Annotated in this window: 16 protein-coding genes; 7 read left to right on the top strand and 9 right to left on the bottom strand. The window is 69.3% G+C overall.

The features are described from left to right. Positions 1–8: 8 nt before the first annotated feature. Complete coding sequence (locus CH42_RS11895; protein ID WP_075205381.1) at positions 9–923, bottom strand: LysR family transcriptional regulator; 915 nt, start codon at positions 921–923, stop codon at positions 9–11. Positions 924–1046: 123 nt separating this feature from the next. Between CH42_RS11895 and CH42_RS11890 the strand changes: the two genes are divergently transcribed. Further along, positions 1047–2672 carry an aminotransferase class I/II-fold pyridoxal phosphate-dependent enzyme gene (locus CH42_RS11890; RefSeq protein WP_082309416.1) on the top strand — a complete coding sequence of 542 codons (1626 nt, stop codon included), beginning with the start codon at positions 1047–1049 and terminating at the stop codon, positions 2670–2672. A 101-nt stretch (positions 2673–2773) separates the two neighbouring features. Here the strand turns inward: CH42_RS11890 and CH42_RS11885 are convergent, their stop codons facing one another. Further along, positions 2774–2998, bottom strand: a complete 225-nt coding sequence (locus CH42_RS11885; RefSeq protein WP_053353337.1) for a hypothetical protein — start codon at positions 2996–2998, stop codon at positions 2774–2776. A 131-nt stretch (positions 2999–3129) separates the two neighbouring features. Here CH42_RS11885 and CH42_RS11880 point away from each other — a divergent pair, with 131 nt between their 5' ends. Both CH42_RS11880 and CH42_RS11875 read left to right on the top strand, forming a co-directional pair. Further along, a complete protein-coding gene (locus tag CH42_RS11880; protein ID WP_053353336.1) occupies positions 3130–4818 on the top strand; it encodes a DUF885 domain-containing protein in 1689 nt (562 codons plus the stop codon). After that, positions 4815–5201 (top strand): YchJ family protein, encoded by a 387-nt coding sequence (locus CH42_RS11875; RefSeq protein WP_053353335.1) that lies wholly within the window; start codon positions 4815–4817, stop codon positions 5199–5201. The genes CH42_RS11880 and CH42_RS11875 overlap by 4 nt, the downstream gene beginning before the upstream one ends. A 19-nt stretch (positions 5202–5220) precedes the next feature. Here the strand turns inward: CH42_RS11875 and CH42_RS11870 are convergent, their stop codons facing one another. From CH42_RS11870 to CH42_RS11860, 3 genes are read right to left on the bottom strand one after another with little or no spacing between them, the layout of a single operon-like run. Continuing rightward, positions 5221–5763 carry a hypothetical protein gene (locus CH42_RS11870; RefSeq protein ID WP_053353334.1) on the bottom strand — a complete coding sequence of 181 codons (543 nt, stop codon included), beginning with the start codon at positions 5761–5763 and terminating at the stop codon, positions 5221–5223. Between the two features lie 11 nt (positions 5764–5774). After that, entirely contained in the window at positions 5775–6344 is a 570-nt protein-coding gene (locus tag CH42_RS11865; RefSeq protein ID WP_053353333.1) for a hypothetical protein, read from the bottom strand. A 53-nt stretch (positions 6345–6397) separates the two neighbouring features. Continuing rightward, positions 6398–7786: an aminopeptidase P family protein gene (locus CH42_RS11860; protein ID WP_053353332.1), complete on the bottom strand. Its 1389-nt coding sequence runs from the start codon at positions 7784–7786 to the stop codon at positions 6398–6400. Between the two features lie 63 nt (positions 7787–7849). Between CH42_RS11860 and CH42_RS11855 the strand changes: the two genes are divergently transcribed. Then, entirely contained in the window at positions 7850–8704 is an 855-nt protein-coding gene (locus CH42_RS11855) for a PHP domain-containing protein (protein WP_053353331.1), read from the top strand. A 28-nt stretch (positions 8705–8732) separates the two neighbouring features. Here the strand turns inward: CH42_RS11855 and CH42_RS11850 are convergent, their stop codons facing one another. The 3 genes from CH42_RS11850 to CH42_RS11840 all read right to left on the bottom strand — a co-directional run bounded on the left by CH42_RS11850 (position 8733) and on the right by CH42_RS11840 (position 13916). Further along, the gene (locus CH42_RS11850) at positions 8733–10520 is read right to left on the bottom strand and encodes an ABC transporter ATP-binding protein (protein ID WP_053353330.1); all 1788 of its coding nucleotides are present in this window, start codon (positions 10518–10520) and stop codon (positions 8733–8735) included. Beyond that, positions 10517–12178: an ABC transporter transmembrane domain-containing protein gene (locus CH42_RS11845; protein WP_053353329.1), complete on the bottom strand. Its 1662-nt coding sequence runs from the start codon at positions 12176–12178 to the stop codon at positions 10517–10519. Before CH42_RS11845 ends, CH42_RS11850 begins: the two co-directional genes overlap by 4 nt. 136 nt (positions 12179–12314) lie before the next feature. Continuing rightward, positions 12315–13916 carry a DEAD/DEAH box helicase gene (locus CH42_RS11840; protein WP_053353328.1) on the bottom strand — a complete coding sequence of 534 codons (1602 nt, stop codon included), beginning with the start codon at positions 13914–13916 and terminating at the stop codon, positions 12315–12317. A 141-nt stretch (positions 13917–14057) separates the two neighbouring features. On the opposite strand from CH42_RS11840, the gene CH42_RS11835 reads away from it, so the two are divergent. The 3 genes from CH42_RS11835 to CH42_RS11825 are packed head-to-tail and all read left to right on the top strand — an operon-like array spanning position 14058 to position 17402. After that, the gene (locus CH42_RS11835; RefSeq protein ID WP_053353327.1) at positions 14058–14777 is read left to right on the top strand and encodes a ferritin-like fold-containing protein; all 720 of its coding nucleotides are present in this window, start codon (positions 14058–14060) and stop codon (positions 14775–14777) included. A 7-nt stretch (positions 14778–14784) separates the two neighbouring features. Further along, positions 14785–15963 carry a methyltransferase domain-containing protein gene (locus CH42_RS11830; RefSeq protein ID WP_053353326.1) on the top strand — a complete coding sequence of 393 codons (1179 nt, stop codon included), beginning with the start codon at positions 14785–14787 and terminating at the stop codon, positions 15961–15963. 50 nt (positions 15964–16013) lie between these two features. Beyond that, the gene (locus tag CH42_RS11825) at positions 16014–17402 is read left to right on the top strand and encodes a bifunctional phosphopantothenoylcysteine decarboxylase/phosphopantothenate synthase (protein ID WP_053353325.1); all 1389 of its coding nucleotides are present in this window, start codon (positions 16014–16016) and stop codon (positions 17400–17402) included. A 100-nt stretch (positions 17403–17502) separates the two neighbouring features. Here the strand turns inward: CH42_RS11825 and CH42_RS11820 are convergent, their stop codons facing one another. Then, positions 17503–17727 (bottom strand): DUF3107 domain-containing protein, encoded by a 225-nt coding sequence (locus CH42_RS11820; RefSeq protein WP_053353324.1) that lies wholly within the window; start codon positions 17725–17727, stop codon positions 17503–17505. Positions 17728–17900: the final 173 nt, after the last annotated feature.

The following is a 17900-nucleotide window of genomic DNA, read 5'->3' as shown; positions in this document are numbered from 1 at the left end:
GTCACGCGTTAGCCGAGGGCACTGATCGAGCGCCGCACCGCCTCGGCGAGCTGGCGCACGGCCGCTGAGGGGCCGCCTGGCCCGGCGGGCGCCGCAAGCAGAAGTTCGCGCGCGTATCGCGGATCGTCGATGGGACGCAGCACCACGCCCTCCGGAGGATTGAACCTCACGAGACTCGGCACGAGTGCCACGGCCATTCCCGCCGCGATGAGTCCAAGTACCACCGAGTAGTCGTCGGTGCGGATCGCGACGTTGACCTGCAGCCCTTCGGCATGAAAGAGCTCGCGCACGAGATCGTCGAGCGTATCGCCCGGCGTCGACCCCATGACCCAGCTGTCGTCGGCGAGCGAGAGGAGCGCCTCCCGGTCGAACGACGTGTGCGACGCGGCGGGGTGCGTCGCGGGCAACGCGATGAGCATGGGATCGGTGAACAGGTGCGTGGTGTGCACCTCGGCGCGGAACGGGAGCCGGTACCCGCCGGCGGCATAGACGAGCGCGGCGTCGAGCGTGTGCTGATTGATGCGGGTGATGAGCGGCGCGAGCTCTTCGAGCGTCGCGTCGAGTTCGATGCCGAGTTCGGCGACGCGGCTGGCGATGCCGGGGAGTAGGCGTGAGGCCGCCGTCGGGAAGGTGCCGAAGCGCAGGCGAATCTTGCCGAGCTGCGCCAGATCGCGCACGTCGGTGAGCGCGCGATCAGCGAGGCTCAAGATCTCGTCGCCGCGTTCAAGCATGAGGTTGCCCGCGGTGGTGAGCTTGCTGCCTCGGGTACTCCGCGTCGTCAGGTCCGTGCCGACAAGGCGATCAAGGTTCTTGAGGTGATAGTCGACGGTCGGCTGACTCCAGCCCAGCCGCTTCGCCGCGCGCGCGACGGAACCCTCCGCGGCTACCGCGCTGAGCGCTTGGAGCTGTCGGAAATCAATCACCGCGTACCTCGGTTCTTCTGGATCAACCGGGGTCATTCGCCCCGGTGCGTTCCAGACAGTATATGGCTCCCGGGAGGCGATTGCGGGCTTCACGCCGACCCCCTGCGCGGCCACGCTGGAGTCATGCTGGAACAGGATTCGCGTATCGACCCCCGTCTTTCGTCGCTGGGCAATGAAGCCCCGACCGTGGCGCCGCTTGGCGGTGCCGCTGGACCTGCGGAGCGTGGCATCGATGTCGCGCCGCGGTCGCGGCAAGCCGCCGCCGCATCTGCTGCACAGCGCACGGCTCCGTATGCCGACGCGCTGCGCCGCTTCGCCGACGCCCGCCCCATGTCGCTCATGGTGCCGGGGCACGGCAGCGACCCCGAGCACGGTGCCTCCCACCTCACCGACCTGCTTGGCGAGCGGGTGCCCGCGGTCGACATCCCGCTCATGCTCGAGGGCATCGACCTGGGCGAGGACTCGCCGCTCGCGCAGGCGCAGCAGCTTGCCGCCGAGGCCTGGGGCGCGCGTCGCACCTGGTTCCTGACGAACGGTGCCTCGCAGGCAAACCGCACCGCCGCCATCGCCGTGCGTGGGCTCGGCGAACGCATTCTCGTGCAGCGCAGCATGCACTCGAGCCTCACCGACGGAGTACTGCTCTCAGGTCTCGTACCCGCGTTCTTGCGCCCCGGAATCGACGCGCAGCACGGCATCGCCCACGGATTGACGCCCGCGGCGCTGGATGCCGCGCTCACGCGAGAGGCCGAGGCCGGCCGCGCGGTGTCGAGCGTCTACGTCGTCTCGCCCAGCTACTTCGGGTCGACCGCAGATGTCGCAGGACTCACCGAGGTGGCGCACGCGCATGACGCGGCCATCATCGTGGACGGCGCCTGGGGAGCGCACTTCGGCTTCCATGCCGACCTGCCCGAATCTCCGGCACGTCTCGGTGCCGACCTCGTCGTGTCGAGCACGCACAAGCTCGCCGGTTCGCTCACGCAGTCGGCGATGCTGCACCTCGGCGAGGGGCCCTTCGCCGACCGTCTCGAGCCGCTGGTCGCCCGCGCCTACTCGATGACGGCGTCCACTTCGATGAGCAGTCTGCTGATGGGATCGCTCGATGAGGCGCGGCGCGCGCTGGTGCAGGGTGAGGCGCGCATCGGCGAGGCGATCCGCGCGGCCGATGCAATTCGGGATCGGCTCCGCGCAGACGACCGCTTCGCCATCATCAGCGACGGCTTCGACGCGTTCCCCGATATCATGGCGACCGACCGCCTGCGGGTGCCCATCGACGTTTCTCGCATCGGCCGCAGCGGCCACTGGGTGCGCGGTCGCATGAGCGCCGAGCACGGCATCTACCTGGAGATGTCGACGGCGACGAGCGTCGTCGCCGTGATTGGTGCACTCAGCGTGCCCGACGTGGAGCGCGTGATCTCGGCGCTCGACGAAGTCGCGACTGCGGCCCTCGCCGATCCTGACACCGCGGCCGCAGCAGGCTTCCCCGAGTTGCCCGAGCCCGGTGCACTGCGCGCACTGCCGCGCGACGCGTACTTCGGTGAGAGCGAAGTCGTGCCCGCTGCCGAGGCGGTCGGCCGCATCTCCGCCGACACGCTCGCCGCGTACCCGCCGGGAATTCCGAATCTGCTGCCGGGCGAGGAGGTGACGGCCGAGACCGTCGCGTTCCTGCAGGCCGTCGCGGCGTCCCCCACGGGATATGTGCGCGGCGCCGTCGATACGGCGGTGTCTGGCATCCGCGTGGTGCGCAACTGAACTCGGTGCGAGCCTGAGTGCACTCAGGTGCCGCAACGCCGAAGGGCGGCGATCCGAATCCGGATCGCCGCCCTTAGTGCGGTGAGGTCTCAGTGCGGCGCTTACTTCTTTTCGAAGAGGTTGCCGACGAGCGTGGAGCCCACGAGCACGATAAGCAGCAGCACGATGCCGACCGCGGCGATACCCGCGTAGTTGAGGGGTTCGCCCGCGTGCGACAGCATCGAGGCCGTGTCATCTCCGCCGCCGCTCGCAAATGCGGGGGCAGCGACGAACACCGAGGCGAGCGCGACAGTCACGGCGGTAGCGATGCGGGTGCGGATCTTCACGGGAACTCCTCAGTCGTGCGGGCGCGCGAATGCGCAGTGAATGCCCCCAGTCTAGCGTGCGCGCGCTCCGGTTCTCGCGTCGTCGCCGCGTCGCTCGGAAGAAGCCGAGGTTTCCGTCGTAGCGTTGTCGTATGACTGAACAGCGCCAGCAGACCGCGATCGACCGGATCGCCGAGGCCTGGGTGGACACCCTGGTTGAACACGACCCGACAATCGGCACCTATATCGGCCGAACCGTGGATGGCTTGCCCGACCTTTCCCCGCAGGGTACCGAGGCGCTCGCGGCCGATGAGCGTCGCGCACTCGCCGAGCTCGTCGCGACCGCGCCTGTTGACGAGGTCGATGCCGTGACCCGCGCCGACCTGGAGGCCGAGCTGCGCCTCTCGCTCGCTCAGCACGACGCGGGCGAGCACCTGCGCGACCTCAATGTGATCGCCTCGCCGTCGCAGAACATCCGCGACATCTTCGACCTCATGCCCACCGATACCGAAGCGGATTGGCAGCACGTCTCGGCGCGTCTGCGCGCCGTGCCGGCGTCGCTCGCGGGGTATCGCGAGACGCTTGCGGACGGGGTGCGGCAGCGTCTCGTTCCGGCGATCCGCCAGCTCGAAGAGGTTGCCGCCCAAGCGCGTCGCACCGCAGGCACGCCCGAAGATCTCGGTTTCTTCGGGCGGCTCGCAGGCACGGCGGGGATCCCGGCGGGTCTCGCGATCGAGGTGGCCGCGGCGGCCGCAGAAGCGTCGAGCGCGTACTCCGAGCTCGCCGACTTCCTCGAGCGCGAGGTCGCGCCGCATGCGCCCACCGCCGACGCGTTCGGTCGGGATCGCTACGCGCTCGCCTCGGAGGCGTTCTTGGGCGCGAAGATCGATCTCGACGAGACCTACGAGTGGGGGCTCGAGGAGCTCGCGCGCATGGTCGACGAACAAGAGCGCACGGCGGCCGAGATCGTCGGCGGGTCGCCCCGCCCCGGCATCGTCGCAGAGGCGATCGCGAAACTCGAACAGGATCCGTCGCGCAAGCTCCACGGCACCGAGGCGCTGCAGCGCTGGATGCAGGAGACCAGCGATCGTGCGGTCGCCGAACTCGCGGGCACGCAGTTCGAGATCCCCGAGCAGATCCGTGCGCTCGAGTGCCGCATCGCACCGACGCAGGAAGGCGGCATCTACTACACCGGGCCGAGCGACGACTTCACCCGCCCCGGCCGCATGTGGTGGTCCGTTCCCGAGGGCGTCACCGAGTTCGATACGTGGCGCGAACTCACTACCGTCTACCACGAGGGCGTGCCCGGTCATCACCTGCAGATCGGCCAGGCCGTAGTGAACCGAGGGTCGCTCAACGAGTGGCGCCGTCAACTCGCCGGCACCTCGGGTCACGCCGAGGGATGGGCACTGTACGCGGAGCGCCTCATGGAGCAGCTTGGGTACCTTGATGATCCGGCGGATCGCCTCGGCATGCTCGATGGTCAGCGCATGCGTGCCGCCCGCGTCGTGCTCGACATCGGCGTACACCTCGGCAAGCGTCGCCCTGACGGCGGCGTGTGGGATGGCGAGTACGCCTTCGGGTTCCTCGCAGACAACGTCAACATGAACGACGGGTTCGTGCGCTTCGAGGTGCTCCGGTACCTCGGCTGGGCCGGGCAGGCTCCGTCGTACAAGGTCGGTCAGCGCATCTGGGAGCAGCTGCGCGATGAGGCATCCGCGCGCGCGACCAGCGACGGGGGGTCGTTCGACATCCGCGCCTTCCACCGCGACGCGCTCGCACTCGGCGGCGTGCGCCTCGACACCCTGGAGCGCGCCCTGCGGGGCGGCCTCGGCGCGTGACCGACCCGCTCTGCCCCTGCGACCGCGGCATCGCCTACGCGGCGTGCTGCGGCCCGTTGCACGCGGGGGAGCCGGCGCCCACGGCCGAGCGCCTCATGCGCTCGCGGTTCAGCGCGTTCGCGCTCGGCGACGCCGCGTATCTGCGCGCGAGCTGGGACCCGGCTACCCGGCCCGATGACCTCGACCTTGACGACGGCACCGAATGGCGGCGACTGTTCATCGAGGAAGTTGAGGGCGGCGGACCGTTCGACGAGGCCGGCTCAGTGACGTTCACCGCGATCGGTCGCGGGCCGGCTGGGCGCATCGAACTGCGCGAGCGCAGTCGCTTTGCGCGATCCGGATCCGACCGCCGTTGGATGTACGTCGACGGCGACGTCGAATAGCGCCGCTCGCGCCGCACCCTTAGAGGCGTACCGCCAGAAGCGGTTGGACGTCGGGCTCATCGGGATGCTCCTGATGCAATACTGACTCCGCACGCAGTCGGGGGAGCGCTTCGTCGAGGGTCGCCCCGAGCAGATGCAGTGTGTCGGCGCGGCGCGACTCCCAGACCGGGAACTCTCCGTCTGCGCGAGCGCTCGCCGGATCCCAGAGCAGAAAATCACCGTTCTCGCTCCAGCCGAACACGTCCAGACGTTCTGCGATCTCCCACGAGCCGTCGGGCTCGATCATCCAGTCGAAGTCTTCGGTACGGCCCTCATGAAATTGCGCGCGAAAGCGCGTGGTGAGGTGCTCGGCGCGTGCCCGACCATCGGCGAAGCCGGGGTGCACGGGCGGGTAGATCAGCCACAGGCCGAAGGTGCGGGCCCATCCGTACCGCTCGATGAAGTCGACATACGATTTCGGAAAGCCGAGGTCGTTCGCGAATCGGAACTGCTGCAATGCCTCGTGATCGAGGTGCTCGGTGGTCGGGTCGCCGTCGATGCTCCAAAGCTGAGAGTGATGCATGCGAAACCGAATCAGCGGATGTAGACGTCGAGGTGCGTGCCGAACGTGCCGCGGTCGTAGATTTTGCCGGGGTGCCCGAAAGGCGTCTCGAATACCGTGCCCTTCGGAGCGTCGCCGGCGAGCACGATGTAGCCATCGGAATCGCTGACGTAGCCGTCATCGTTGACGTGGCGGCCGGGAATCTCGAGGCCGGGCCCGGGAAGCACCTGCTCGCTGTAATACGTGAAGCGGTAGCCGCCCCAGTTCACGGCGCCGCTGAACATGAACTGCTCAAGCGTGTAGAGCGCGGTGCTGGCAGTGCCGGCGGCGGGTTGCTTCGCCGGTGTCGTCGCGGCCGGCTCCTCTGCCGCCGCGATGTCGAGTACGGCCAGCGTAGCGCCGCCGGTCGCCGTCGCAGCGGTGACCGAATGCGTGCCGCGCGTGTTCGTCGCAGTCGCATCGCCGGGTGCCGCGAACGCTGCAGTCATGGAAAACGGTGCAAGCACCGTGGTTCCGAGCAGCAGCGCGGCCGTGCCGGTCGCACCCACGGCGTGCACGCGGGTGCGCCACGGGGCGCGCGTGCGTGCAGTACCGGAGACCATGGCCACAGAGTCTAGCCTCCGGTACTGCGTGCCCGCGACGCGTACGCCTCGCGTCAGCTGCGCGACGCGCGCAGGCGCTGCACCCACGCTTCGACCGCTGCGGCCTCGCGCGGAATCCCCGCCGACAGGTTCACGCAGCCGTCAGCCGTCACGACGATGTCGTCTTCGATGCGCACGCCGATGCCGCGGTACTCCTCGGGCACGGTGAGGTCGTCGGGCTGGAAGTAGAGGCCGGGCTCGATGGTGAAGACCATGCCGGCCTCGAGCACGCCGTCGAGATACAGGTCGCGGCGCGCCTGCGCGCAGTCGTGCACGTCCATGCCGAGATGGTGGCTGGTGCCGTGCACCATGTAGCGACGGTAGTAGGCGGTGCCGTCGTCTTCGGGGAGGAAGCCCCACTCGCGCGTGCGGCGCTCGATGATCTCCATCGCGGCGGCGTGCACCTCCCGGAAGCGGATGCCCGGCTTCACAATGGCGCGTGCGGCGTCAGCCGCTTCGAGGACGGTCTCGTACACACGACGCTGCACCTCGCTGAAGGTGCCCGATATGGGTACGGTGCGCGTGATGTCCGCGGTGTACAGGCTGTCGAGCTCGATGCCGGCGTCGAGCAGCAACAGATCGCCGTCACGCACGGGGCCGTCGTTCTGAATCCAGTGCAATGTGCAGGCGTGGGGACCCGACGCGGCGATGGTCTCGTATCCGACTGTGTTGCCCTCGAGGCGGGCGCGCTGGTTGAAGACGCCCTCGACGATGCGTTCGCCGCGCGTGTGCGCGCTCGCCTGCGGCAGGGCCGCGAGGACGTCGTCGAAGCCCTGTGCCGTCGCGTCGACCGCGGCCTGCATCTCGGCGAGCTCGTACGAGTCTTTGACGAGGCGCAGCTCGGAGGCGACGCGGGCCACCTCGGGGTCGTCGAGCGTGCGGTCGGCGTCACCGGCAACGAACTCCCCGAGTGCGGCGGTGGCGACGCCGAGCGCCGCCGATACCTGCGCGAGCGACGGGCGCGGCCCGATCCAGAACTCGCCGATTTCGGGGTTCGCGAAGAACTCATCGCTGTCGCGACCGGCTCGCTCGCGGAAGTACACGGTGGCGTCGTGGCCGCCATCGCGCGGTTCAAACACGAGAACGGCACCGGGCTCGCTCGCGGACCCCCACCCGGTGAGGTGGGCGAACGCACTGTGCGCGCGGTACTGGTAGAACGTGTCGTTGGAGCGCTGCTTCATCGCACCCGCGGCCACGACGACGCGCTCACCCGGGAACTGCGCGGCGAAGGTCGCTCGGCGCTCGGCGGCGTGCGCCGCAACTGGCCAGGCCTCGGGGAGCGTCTCCGGGCGATCCGCCCAGTGCTTGGAGAGGTACTCCACGAACACGTCGGTCTGCGGAGTGGTGCTCCGGTTGCTGTTGTCGATTTCCACCTCGTGAGTGGTCTGAGCGCTGTCGGTCATGCGTCCATCTTCTCACTTCGACGACGAAGGCGACCGGCAGCGACCGCGCCGTAAGATGGCAGGATGACGGATTCCGCGGCGGGGCAGCCTGGCTTCGATCTGCACACGCACTCGGTGTTCTCGGACGGCACGACCCGGCCCGCTCAGATCGCGCGCGACGCCGCCGACATCGGCTTGGCCGGGTTCGCCCTCACCGATCACGACACCATCGACGGGTGGGAGGAAGCACGCGAGGCGGCGGCCTCGGCGGGCGTCGATTTTCTGCCGGGCATCGAGATCACGACGAAACACGGCGGCAAATCTCGGCACCTGCTCGGGTACGGCATCTCTCCGCTCGCCGGTGAACTCTTCGACGCCCTCGCTCATGTGCGCCGGTCGCGATTAACCCGCGCACGCCAAATGGTGCGTCTGGTCGCCGCCGATTACGCGATCACCTGGGAGGCCGTCGTCGGCGACGAAGACGCGCGCACTGTCGGGCGGCCGCACATCGCCGACGCGCTCGTCGCTGCCGGGTATTTTCCCGATCGCAGCACGGTGTTCGCCGAGCTCCTTCATCCGCGCTCCCGGTACTACCTCGGGACCGACGCGATCGAGACCGTGGAAGCGATTCGCATGGTGCACGCTGCCGGGGGCGTCGCCGTGCTCGCCCACCCGGCTGCGTTCCGACAGCGGACTCCCGTATCTCCGCGCGAGCTCGGCGAGCTCGCCGAAGCGGGGCTCACCGGGGTCGAGCTGCGCCATCCCGAGCACCGCGACGACTGGATGCCTCCGATCATCGCGGCGGTCGCTCAGCAGGGACTCGTGGCTACCGGTTCGAGCGACTACCACGGCGCTGGAAAGCCGAATCTCCTCGGGCAGCAGACCACCGATCTCGAGACGGTGGCGCGGCTCCGCGAAGGGCTCGCGACGCCGCGCTGAATCGACGCAGGGTGATGCGCCAGTCGTCTCAGTGGCCCTGCGACGCAGACCAGAGTTCGGCGTACGGGCCCGGCACCGCCAGCAGTTCGTCGTGCGTGCCGGTCTGGGCGATCCGGCCGTCGTGCATGACCACGATGCGATCTGCGCTCGCGGTCTGGGCGAGCCGATGCGCAATCACGACCGAGGTGCGGGGGCCGGCAGCGGCGCGCGACGCGGCGTCGAGCAACTCCGCGTCTTGCGAGCCTGCCTCAGCGGTCGCCTCATCGAGAATGACCAGCGGGGCTTCGGCGAGCGCGACGCGCACGAGCGCGAGGTGCTGGGCCTGACCTGGAGTGAGGGTGAGGCCGGTATCGCCAATACGGGTGTCGAGGCCCTCGGGCAGATGCAGGATCCACTCCGCACCCAGGCGCCCGATCGCCGCGGTGATCGTCGCGTCATCGGCGTCGGCGAAGAGTGTCAGGTCGTCGCGCACGGTGCCATCGAACACGTGCGGCTCCTGCGCGAGCAACACGGACGCCGCACGCTGATCGACGGGGTGTGCCTCGGCGAGCGCGCGTGCGTCGTGCCGCACCGTGCCGCGGCGCGGCACGAGCTCGCCGGCGACGACGCGGGCGAGCGTCGACTTACCCGCGCCGCTCGCGCCAACGACGGCGACGAACTCCCCGGGGGCGATGGAGAGCGCAACATCAGCGAGGTCGGTGGTGTCGGCGCGGTATCCGAATTCCAGATCGACGATCTCCAGGTGACCGCGCCGCACGGCAGCGGTTGGGGCGCCAGGCGTCGATGCGCCTGCTGACGATTCAACCGCCGTCGTCTGGCGATCCGGCACCGGCAGCATGATGACGCCGGTGAGCCGCGCGAGGCTCGCCCCGGCGTCCTGCAGATCGTCGATGCGTGCGAGCAGGCTGCCCATCGGGCCGAAGAGGCCGAGAAAGTACAGTGCGGCGGCGGTCGCAGCACCGATTTCGAGCGTGCCTGACGAGACCAGGAGGTATCCGACGAGCAACACGGCAGTAAGCCCGACGAACTCCGCAAAGTTGAGGTTGCCGAAGAACACGTTTCGTACATGCGTCGCGCGCACCTCCAGCCCGATGGCCTGCTCCGATGCGTCGCCGATGCGGGTCAGGTGTCGGGCTTCGGACTGGAGGGCGGCGACCGTGTCGGCGCCGCGCACGGCCTCGATGGTGCGCTGGCCCCGCTCGGCGACTGCGGCGCGGTGATCGCGGTAGACCGGAGCGCTGCGCCGCAGGAACACGCGCAGGGCGATGATCTGGATGGGGGCCGCGGCGAGAGCCGCCAGGGCGAGTCGCGGGTCGAGCACGCTCATGCCGACGAGGCTGAGCGCGATGCCGAACCCCGCACTCAGGAGCGCCGGCAGCGCTTCCGAGACGACCTCTCCGACGGCACGCACATCGGTGGAGAGGCGAGAGATGAGGTCGCCGGTGCCGGCGGCCTCGATGCGCGCGGCAGGCTGAGCGAACGCCGAAGCGAACGCGGATTCGCGCACGACACGGATCGTGCGTTGCGCCAGACGCGCGAGGAGCACGCGGCCCAACCAGGTGAGTGCGGCGCCGACGGCGAAGGCGACGACGAGCGCGATGACGACGGGCACGAGCACGGACTCGTCGCCGGCGACGACGCCGTCGACCAGACGACCGACGAGCCACGGAGCGACGAGTGCGGCACCGGTGCCCGCGCCAATCGCCAGGAGCGCGGCGATCGGGAGCAGGGGCGTGCGGCCGACGGTGCGTGCTAAGAATCGTGCCGTGTCGCGACCGCTCGCCACCGGCAGCTTGGTCGTCTGGGGATCGCTCATCGGGTCGCCTCCCGGAGGTCGTGCACCCGGTCGCAGGCGGCGAGCAAGCTGGGACGATCGGTGATCAGCAGCATGGTGCGGCCTGCCGCGCCGAGCGCTGCGGCGATGCGCGCTTCGGTCACCGGGTCCATCGCGGTTGTCGGCTCGTGGAGCACGATCACCTCGTGCGGCTGGTGCAGGGCGCGGGCGAGCAGCAGCCGCTGACGCTGGCCGCCCGAAAGTCGCAGCCCCCGCTCGCCGAGCGGCTCGTCGAGCCCGAGCGGCAAGCGCTCGACGACCTCATCGAATCCTGCCGTCGCGAGGTGCGTTTCGTCGGCGGGTGCGCCGAGGTTCTCTGCCGCCGAACCGCTGAAGACGGCGGCGGCGTGCGGGGGCGCGAAGATGGCGGTGCGCAGCGCCCGCGAGTCGAGCGTGCTGGCATCGATGCCACCGATCGAGATCTCACCGGGAAGCGCTCCGCGTCGCGCGCCCAGCAGATCGGCGAGGTCGTTCGCGTGCGCCGGGTCGCACCGCACGCCGACCACCGCGCCCGGGGGCACGACGACGAAGCCCCGCGCAGTGGCGATGGTGAGCGGGGCGGGCGCGCTGCTCGCGGTCGATGCCGTGATCCGCTCGGCCGATTCAGTGCGGGGTGCCGGATCCTCCAGCCCTGCATCGCGTGCCGCGTCGCCCGAGAGGTACTCCGACAGTCTCCGCGCCGAGCCGTGCTTCGCGGCGATCTGTGCCGGCACCGAGCCGAGCGTCTGCAGCGGTTCCTTAATGATCTGCGCCAGCCCCATGGCGGTGACGAAACCGCCGATCGATACGTCTCCGTGCAGCGCGAGCCAGCCGCCGAGGGCGGCGATGCCGGCGAAGACGCAGCCGCTCACCAGCGTTGCGAGTGACGCGAGACCCGCTGATGAGCGCTCGGCGCTGAGGGCGGCCTCGGCGGCGCTGGCGCTTTCCGCGCGGTAGCGTTCACTGGCCCGTTCGGCGCCGCCCAACGAGCTGAGCACGCGGAAGCCGGTCGCGAAGTCGGTTCCCACCGTGTCGAGGCGCGCCGCGCGGTTCTGCGCGGCGAAACCGCGACGACGCAGGGGGCCGCTCACGATGTGCACGAGGGCACCCTGCACCAGGGCGCCGACGATCGCGGCCACCGCCAGCTGCCAGGCGATGCCGAGTAGCACGAACACCGAGAGGCCGACCGCGGCAACGGACGCCGCGATCTCGGCCGCGACCCAGAAGATGCCCGCCGACTGGAACGTGTCTGAAGCTGACAGGGCCAGCACGTCGCCCGTCGGGCGGCGGCGACGCGAACCGTCGAACAGGGCCATCCCGATCACGCGTTGACGCAGGGTGTGCTCGCCACGGGTGTACACCCGAGTGCCGACGCGCACGCCCGTCTGCCAGGCCACGATGAGCAGCAGGAACGCCGTAGCGAGCAACCCGAGCGACCAGACGAGGGCGAGCGGATCCCGAGGTCCGATCGCATGATCGATGACGACGCCGACCGCGACCGGCACGAGCACCTCGCCGAACTGGTGCGCCGCGAACCCCGACAGCGCGAGCGCCGTGCGCCCGGGGCGCCGACCGCCCGAAAGTGCCTCGCCGAAGACCGCTCCCGGCGTCACCCCGGTGCGCTGTGCACGATGTCGGTGTCGACGGGCGAAACGGGACATCAGGGACCTCGGCGAAAAGTAAACGGTGATAATGCCGCAACGGCAGCACCACCAGCCTAAGCCGGGGAGATGTCGCGATACGGACAAACGCAGTCGCGCAGGAGACGGAACGCGCGTCTCCTGCGCGGGCGATCGACTAGCTCTCCGAACTCGGTTCGTGCGACGGGGCAGCGGTCACGGAGGATTCTGAATTCGCAGCGTTTGCCGTGCTCGACCCATTTGCGCCGCCACTGCGACGGCGGCGGCGGCGACGCTTCGGGGCCGCGGTCTCGCCCGAGGCAGCGAGTGCGTCGGCCGGTGTCAACGGGGCACCGGGCTCGCCGCCGCCCTCGGTATCGTGCCCGTGCTGCTCATGGCTGTGGCCCTCGTGACGGCCACGGCCCTGCGGATTCGCGCTGCGGGTGCGGCGGCGCGTGCGAGTGCTCGTGCTGACCCCGTCGCCGTCGGCCGGCAGGCCGTCGGTCGATCCCGAGCCGCCGGTGCGTGCACCGCGCTCACCGCGTCCGCCGCGCCCTCCGGTGCGCTCGCGCGGAGCGCGCTCCTTGACCGGGGTGGCCTTGAGACGGCCCTTCGACCCCTCGGGAATCTTGAGGTCGGCGAAGAGGTGGGGTGACGACGAGTAGGTCTCAACCGGGTCGGGCACGCCGAACTCGAGCGCCTTGTTGATGAGTGCCCACTTGTGCAGGTCGTCCCAGTCCACGAAGGTAACCGCGATGCCGGTGCGGCCCGCGCGGCCGGTGCGGCCAACACGGTGCAGGTAGGTCTTCTCGTCATCGGGCACGGTGTGATTGATCACGTGGGTGACGTCGTCGACGTCGATGCCGCGGGCGGCGACATCGGTGGCGATCAAGATATCTTTCTTGCCCGCCTTGAAGGAGGCCATCGCGCGCTCGCGCTGCTCCTGATTCAGATCTCCGTGCACCGAAGCCGCGGAGAAGCCGCGATCGACAAGCTCCTCCTGAAGCTTCGCCGCCGCGCGCTTCGTGCGCATGAAGATTACGGTCTTACCGCGGCCCTCGGCCTGCAGAATACGGCCGATCACCTCGTCTTTGTCGAGCGAGTGGGCGCGGTAGATGATGTGCTCGATGTTGGCCTGCGCTGCGCCCTCGTCCGGGTCAGAAGCGCGGATGTGAATCGGCTTCGACATGAAACGACGCGCCAGCGTCACGATCGTGCCGGGCATCGTCGCGGAGAAGAGCATCGTGTGACGCGTCGGGGGCGTCAGCGAGAACAGCTTCTCGATGTCGGCGAGGAAACCGAGGTCGAGCATCTTGTCGGCCTCGTCGAGCACCATCTCGCGCACCTTGCCGAGATCGAGCAGGCGCTGGTTCGCGAGATCGAGCAGACGACCTGGGGTACCGACGACGATCTGCGCCCCCGCCTTCAGCTGCTCGATCTGCCCCTCGTAGGCCTTGCCGCCGTAGATCGGCACCACGGTCGCTGCGCGATTCTTCGCGGCGAGCTCGAGATCTTCATAGACCTGCACCGCGAGCTCGCGGGTCGGCACGACGACGAGAGCCTGCACGCCCGGTGCCGGGTCGGTGCCGATGCGCTGCAGCACAGGCAACCCGAAGCCGAAGGTCTTGCCGGTGCCCGTCTTGGCCTGGCCGATGATGTCTTGCCCCGTGATGGCGAGCGGGACCGTCTGCTCCTGGATGGGGAAGGCATCGACGATGCCTTCCGCCGAGAGCGCATCGACAAGATCCTGATCGACGCCGAGTTCGAGGAATGTGGTCATAGTGCGTCCTGTTCGATCGGTGCGGTGCTGCGCGCGCGATTCGATAGAGCGCAGCGGCCGGGGCTCCGGTGGCCCTGGCGTTATGGTCGTTCCCGGTCAGTCTATTCCAGGGCATCCCCATGGCGACGGTAAGCTGACAGGGTGTTCGAGTGGATCAAAGGACTGCGCCGAAAGAGCGCCCCGCAGCGTAAACTGCGCTCGCGCGGTGACGACAGCGACACCGAGCGCGTCGAGCTCGCCGAGTTCGCTCCCGCGATCCTGCCGTTTCTCGGGCTGACCGCCTATCTGCAGCTCGAGCTCTACGAGGCCGCCACGCGTGCGGTTGCAGGAGCACCCTCGCTCAAAGCGAAGGATGTGCTGGCGCGCGTCGCCGGGCAGACACTCGCGAAGCATCAGCAGCTCACGAACGAGATTCGTGAGCGCGGGCACGAGCCTCACATCGTCATGGAACCGTTCTCGACGGTGATCGACTCGTACGTCGAGCGCATCGATGCCGACGACTGGCACCAGCACGTGCTGTCGCTCTACCTCGTCGGCGGGCTGTTCGACGACTTCTTCGCGAGCCTCGCGGGCGGGCTGAGCGACGGGTACCGCACGGAGGCCATCGCGATCCTGAGCAACGACACCGGTCGACCCGAGCTGAAGTCGCTGCTCGAAGAGGCCCTCGCCGCCGATGCAGAGCTCGCGAGCTGGCTCGCGCTCTGGGGGCGCCGCCTGGTGGGCGACACCCTGCTCGTGTCGCGTGCGGTGCTGTCGCTCAGCGACCACCGCCCGTTCGTCGCAAGCGAGGTCGAGCCGGTCTTCACCGAGCTCATCGCCGACCACATCCGCCGCATGGACGGCCTGGGGCTGACCGCCTGAGGCGACGATGCTGACCGTTCCGCACTGCGCCTACTTCGAGGCGGGGCGCTGCCGATCGTGCGCGCTCATCGAAACGCCGTACCTGAAACAGCTCACCGATAAGGAGCGTCGGTGCCGCGAGCTGCTGCCGCGGGTTGCCGAAGCGCAGTGGTTGCCGAGCGTTGCCGGGGGAGTCGCCGACTTCCGCAACAAGGCGAAGCTCGTCGTCGGAGGAAGCGCCGGGCGCGTGACGCTCGGCATCCTCGGGCCAGACGGACGAGGCGTCGACCTGCGCGACTGCCTGATCCAGGAGCCCGGCATCCGCGAGGCGATCCCGCCGCTCGGGGCGTTTCTCGAAGCGACCCGACTCGCGCCCTACGACGTTCCGACGAAGCGCGGCGAACTGAAGTTCGTGCATCTCACGCTGGCGCCCTCGGGCGCGCTGATGCTGCGCTTCGTTGTGCGCACGCAGCAGGCGCTGCAGACGCTACGCAAGGCGCTCCCGGACCTGCTGCGCCGGGTGCCGCGTGCCGCCGTGGTCAGCGTGAATCTGCTGCCCGAGCACAAGGCGGTGCTCGAGGGCGAGCGCGAGGAGCTGCTGCTCGGATCATCGCTCGAGATGGAGCTCGGCGATATCTCGCTGCACCTGCGACCGCAGAGCTTCTTCCAGACGAATACGTCGGTGGCACGCGCACTCTACGCTCAGGCGGCCGAGTGGGTGGTCGCCGAGCGCCCCGTATCGATCTGGGACCTCTACTGCGGCGTCGGCGGGTTCGCGCTCCACTGCGCCATCGCCGCCCGAGACGCGCTCCGATCGTCGCGCACCGAAGCCGCAGCGCCTCGCGTGCAGGGTGTCGAAATCAGTGCGTCGGCGATCGAATCGGCCCGACGCAGCGCTGCAGACGCCGGGATCGCAGCCGACTTCGTCGTCGCCGACGCCACCGCCTACGCGCTCGCCGCACCGGCTGAGCAGATCCCACACACCGTCATCGTGAACCCGCCGCGCCGCGGCATCGGTGCGCAGCTCGCGGAGTGGCTCGAGGCAGCGCCCGTGCAGCGTGTCATCTATTCGAGCTGCAACCCCGAGAGCCTCGCGCGCGATCTCGCGGCCATGCCGTCATGGTCGGTGGGCAGTGCGCGCGTCTTCGACATGTTTCCGCACACGAACCACCTCGAAGTGATGGTGCTGCTCGAGCGGCGAGTCTGATCTCGGTCGCGCCGTATCCCGATTCGGTGCGGGGATGGGAGGATGGCCCCATGAACATCGTGCTCGGAGTCACCGGCGGCATCGCCGCGTACAAGGTTGTGCTGCTCGCCCGGACCCTGGTCGAGGAGGGGCACGAGGTACACGTCGTGCCGACCGAAGACGCCCTGAAGTTCGTCGGAAAGCCAACGTGGGAGGCGATCAGCCGCAATCCGGTCACGACGTCGGTGCACGAGGATGTGCCCGAGGTGCGCCATGTGGCGCTCGGTCAGCACGCCGATCTGATCGTCGTGGCGCCCGCGACCGCGAACACCCTCGCGCGCATGACCGCGGGCCTCGCCGATGACCTGCTCGGCACCACGCTGCTCGCGACGCGTGCACCGGTGCTGGTGGCGCCCGCGATGCACACGGAGATGTGGCAGCACCCGGCGACGCAAGACAACGTGGCGATTCTGCGATCGCGCGGCGTGCACTTCGTGGGGCCGGAGTCGGGGCGGCTGACCGGCGCCGATACCGGGCCGGGGCGCATGAGCGAGCCCGACACCATTGCCGCTCGCGTGCGCGAACTCTTGTCGGGTGCGATCGAGGTCGAAGATGCGGCTGAGGCGACCGATGCGCCGGATCACCCGGACCTCGTCGACGCGCCGCCGACGGTTGCCGCACCGACGATCGCGACGGAAGCGCCCCTCGAGACCACCGCTGCCGAGGCGTTCGACTCGGCGCGCATCGATACGTCGGGCGCGGTCCATACTCCAGACCTGGCGGGGCTGCGCATTCTCGTGACCGCCGGCGGAACCCGTGAGCCCATCGACCCGGTGCGCTACCTGGGCAACCGTTCGAGCGGCCGGCAGGGGGTCGCCGTTGCCGCTGCCGCAGCGGATCGCGGAGCGAAGGTGGTGCTCCTCGCCGCCAACATCGACAACGCCGTGCTCGACGAGGTGCGAGATCGGGCCGCCGTGCGCGTGGTGCCGGTCGGCACGACCGCCGAACTTGAGACCGCCGCTCGCGCCGCCGCCGCGGGTGCCGAAGCCATCATCATGGCCGCGGCCGTCGCCGATTACCGTGTCGCGAACGTCGCCGAACATAAGATCCGCAAGGAAGACGCGCCCGGCTCGGCTCCCGTGCTCGAACTCGTCGAAAACCCCGACATCCTCGTCGGGCTGGTGCACGAGCGCCGGCCCGGGCAGATCATCGTCGGGTTTGCCGCCGAAACGGCGGAGAGCGAAGACGAACTGCTCGAGCGAGGTCGTCGTAAGCTCGCGCGCAAGGGTGTCGACCTGCTCGCCGTCAACGCGGTCGGTTGGGACGCCGGATTCGAATCCACCGAGAACACGCTGCATCTGCTCGCCGACGACGGCGAGCGCGCCGCGGTGGCTTCGGGCAGCAAGCGAGACGTCGCCGACGAACTGCTCGATGCGGTGCGAGACGCACTGCGCGGGTAGGCGGCCCCGTCCACGAAACGACGCTGCCCGGTGAACCTCAGGGGTTCACCGGGCAGCGTCGTGACGAGACGTCAGGTCTCGGGCGATCGTGACGAGCGCGTCAGCTGATGAAGCCGACCTTGCGGCCGCCTTCGCCGCCGAGCTCGACGTAGGTGATCGACTCCGTGTTCACCAGGTACTGATGGCCCTTGACGTCCGAGAACGACACGAGCGCGTCGCCCTTCGACGCGGCGTCTTCGATGCTGCTGCGCACCTGATCCGCGCTCGCGTCGGTGTCGAACGCGAGTTCACGGGGAGAGTGCTTGATACCGATGCGGATTTCCACGGGGCCTCCTGAAAGTGCGGTGGCGGGATCGCCACATGCGTCTGAAATCGAGTCTACGGGCGGTGCGCACCGAGCCGGCCCGGTGAAGCGGTGCGTTCGCCAGCAGCGCACCGATGCACCCGGCGATAGCCGCCCGCCGCACGCTGGTCGGCCGCCTCAGAACGGGTGCACCG

The organism is Leucobacter musarum subsp. musarum (genome assembly GCF_001273845.1).
In the GTDB taxonomy this organism is placed as follows: Bacteria; Actinomycetota; Actinomycetes; order Actinomycetales; family Microbacteriaceae; genus Leucobacter; species Leucobacter musarum.
Note: the sequence above shows the minus strand (reverse complement) of the source record. Positions and strands in the feature narration are given on the sequence as shown.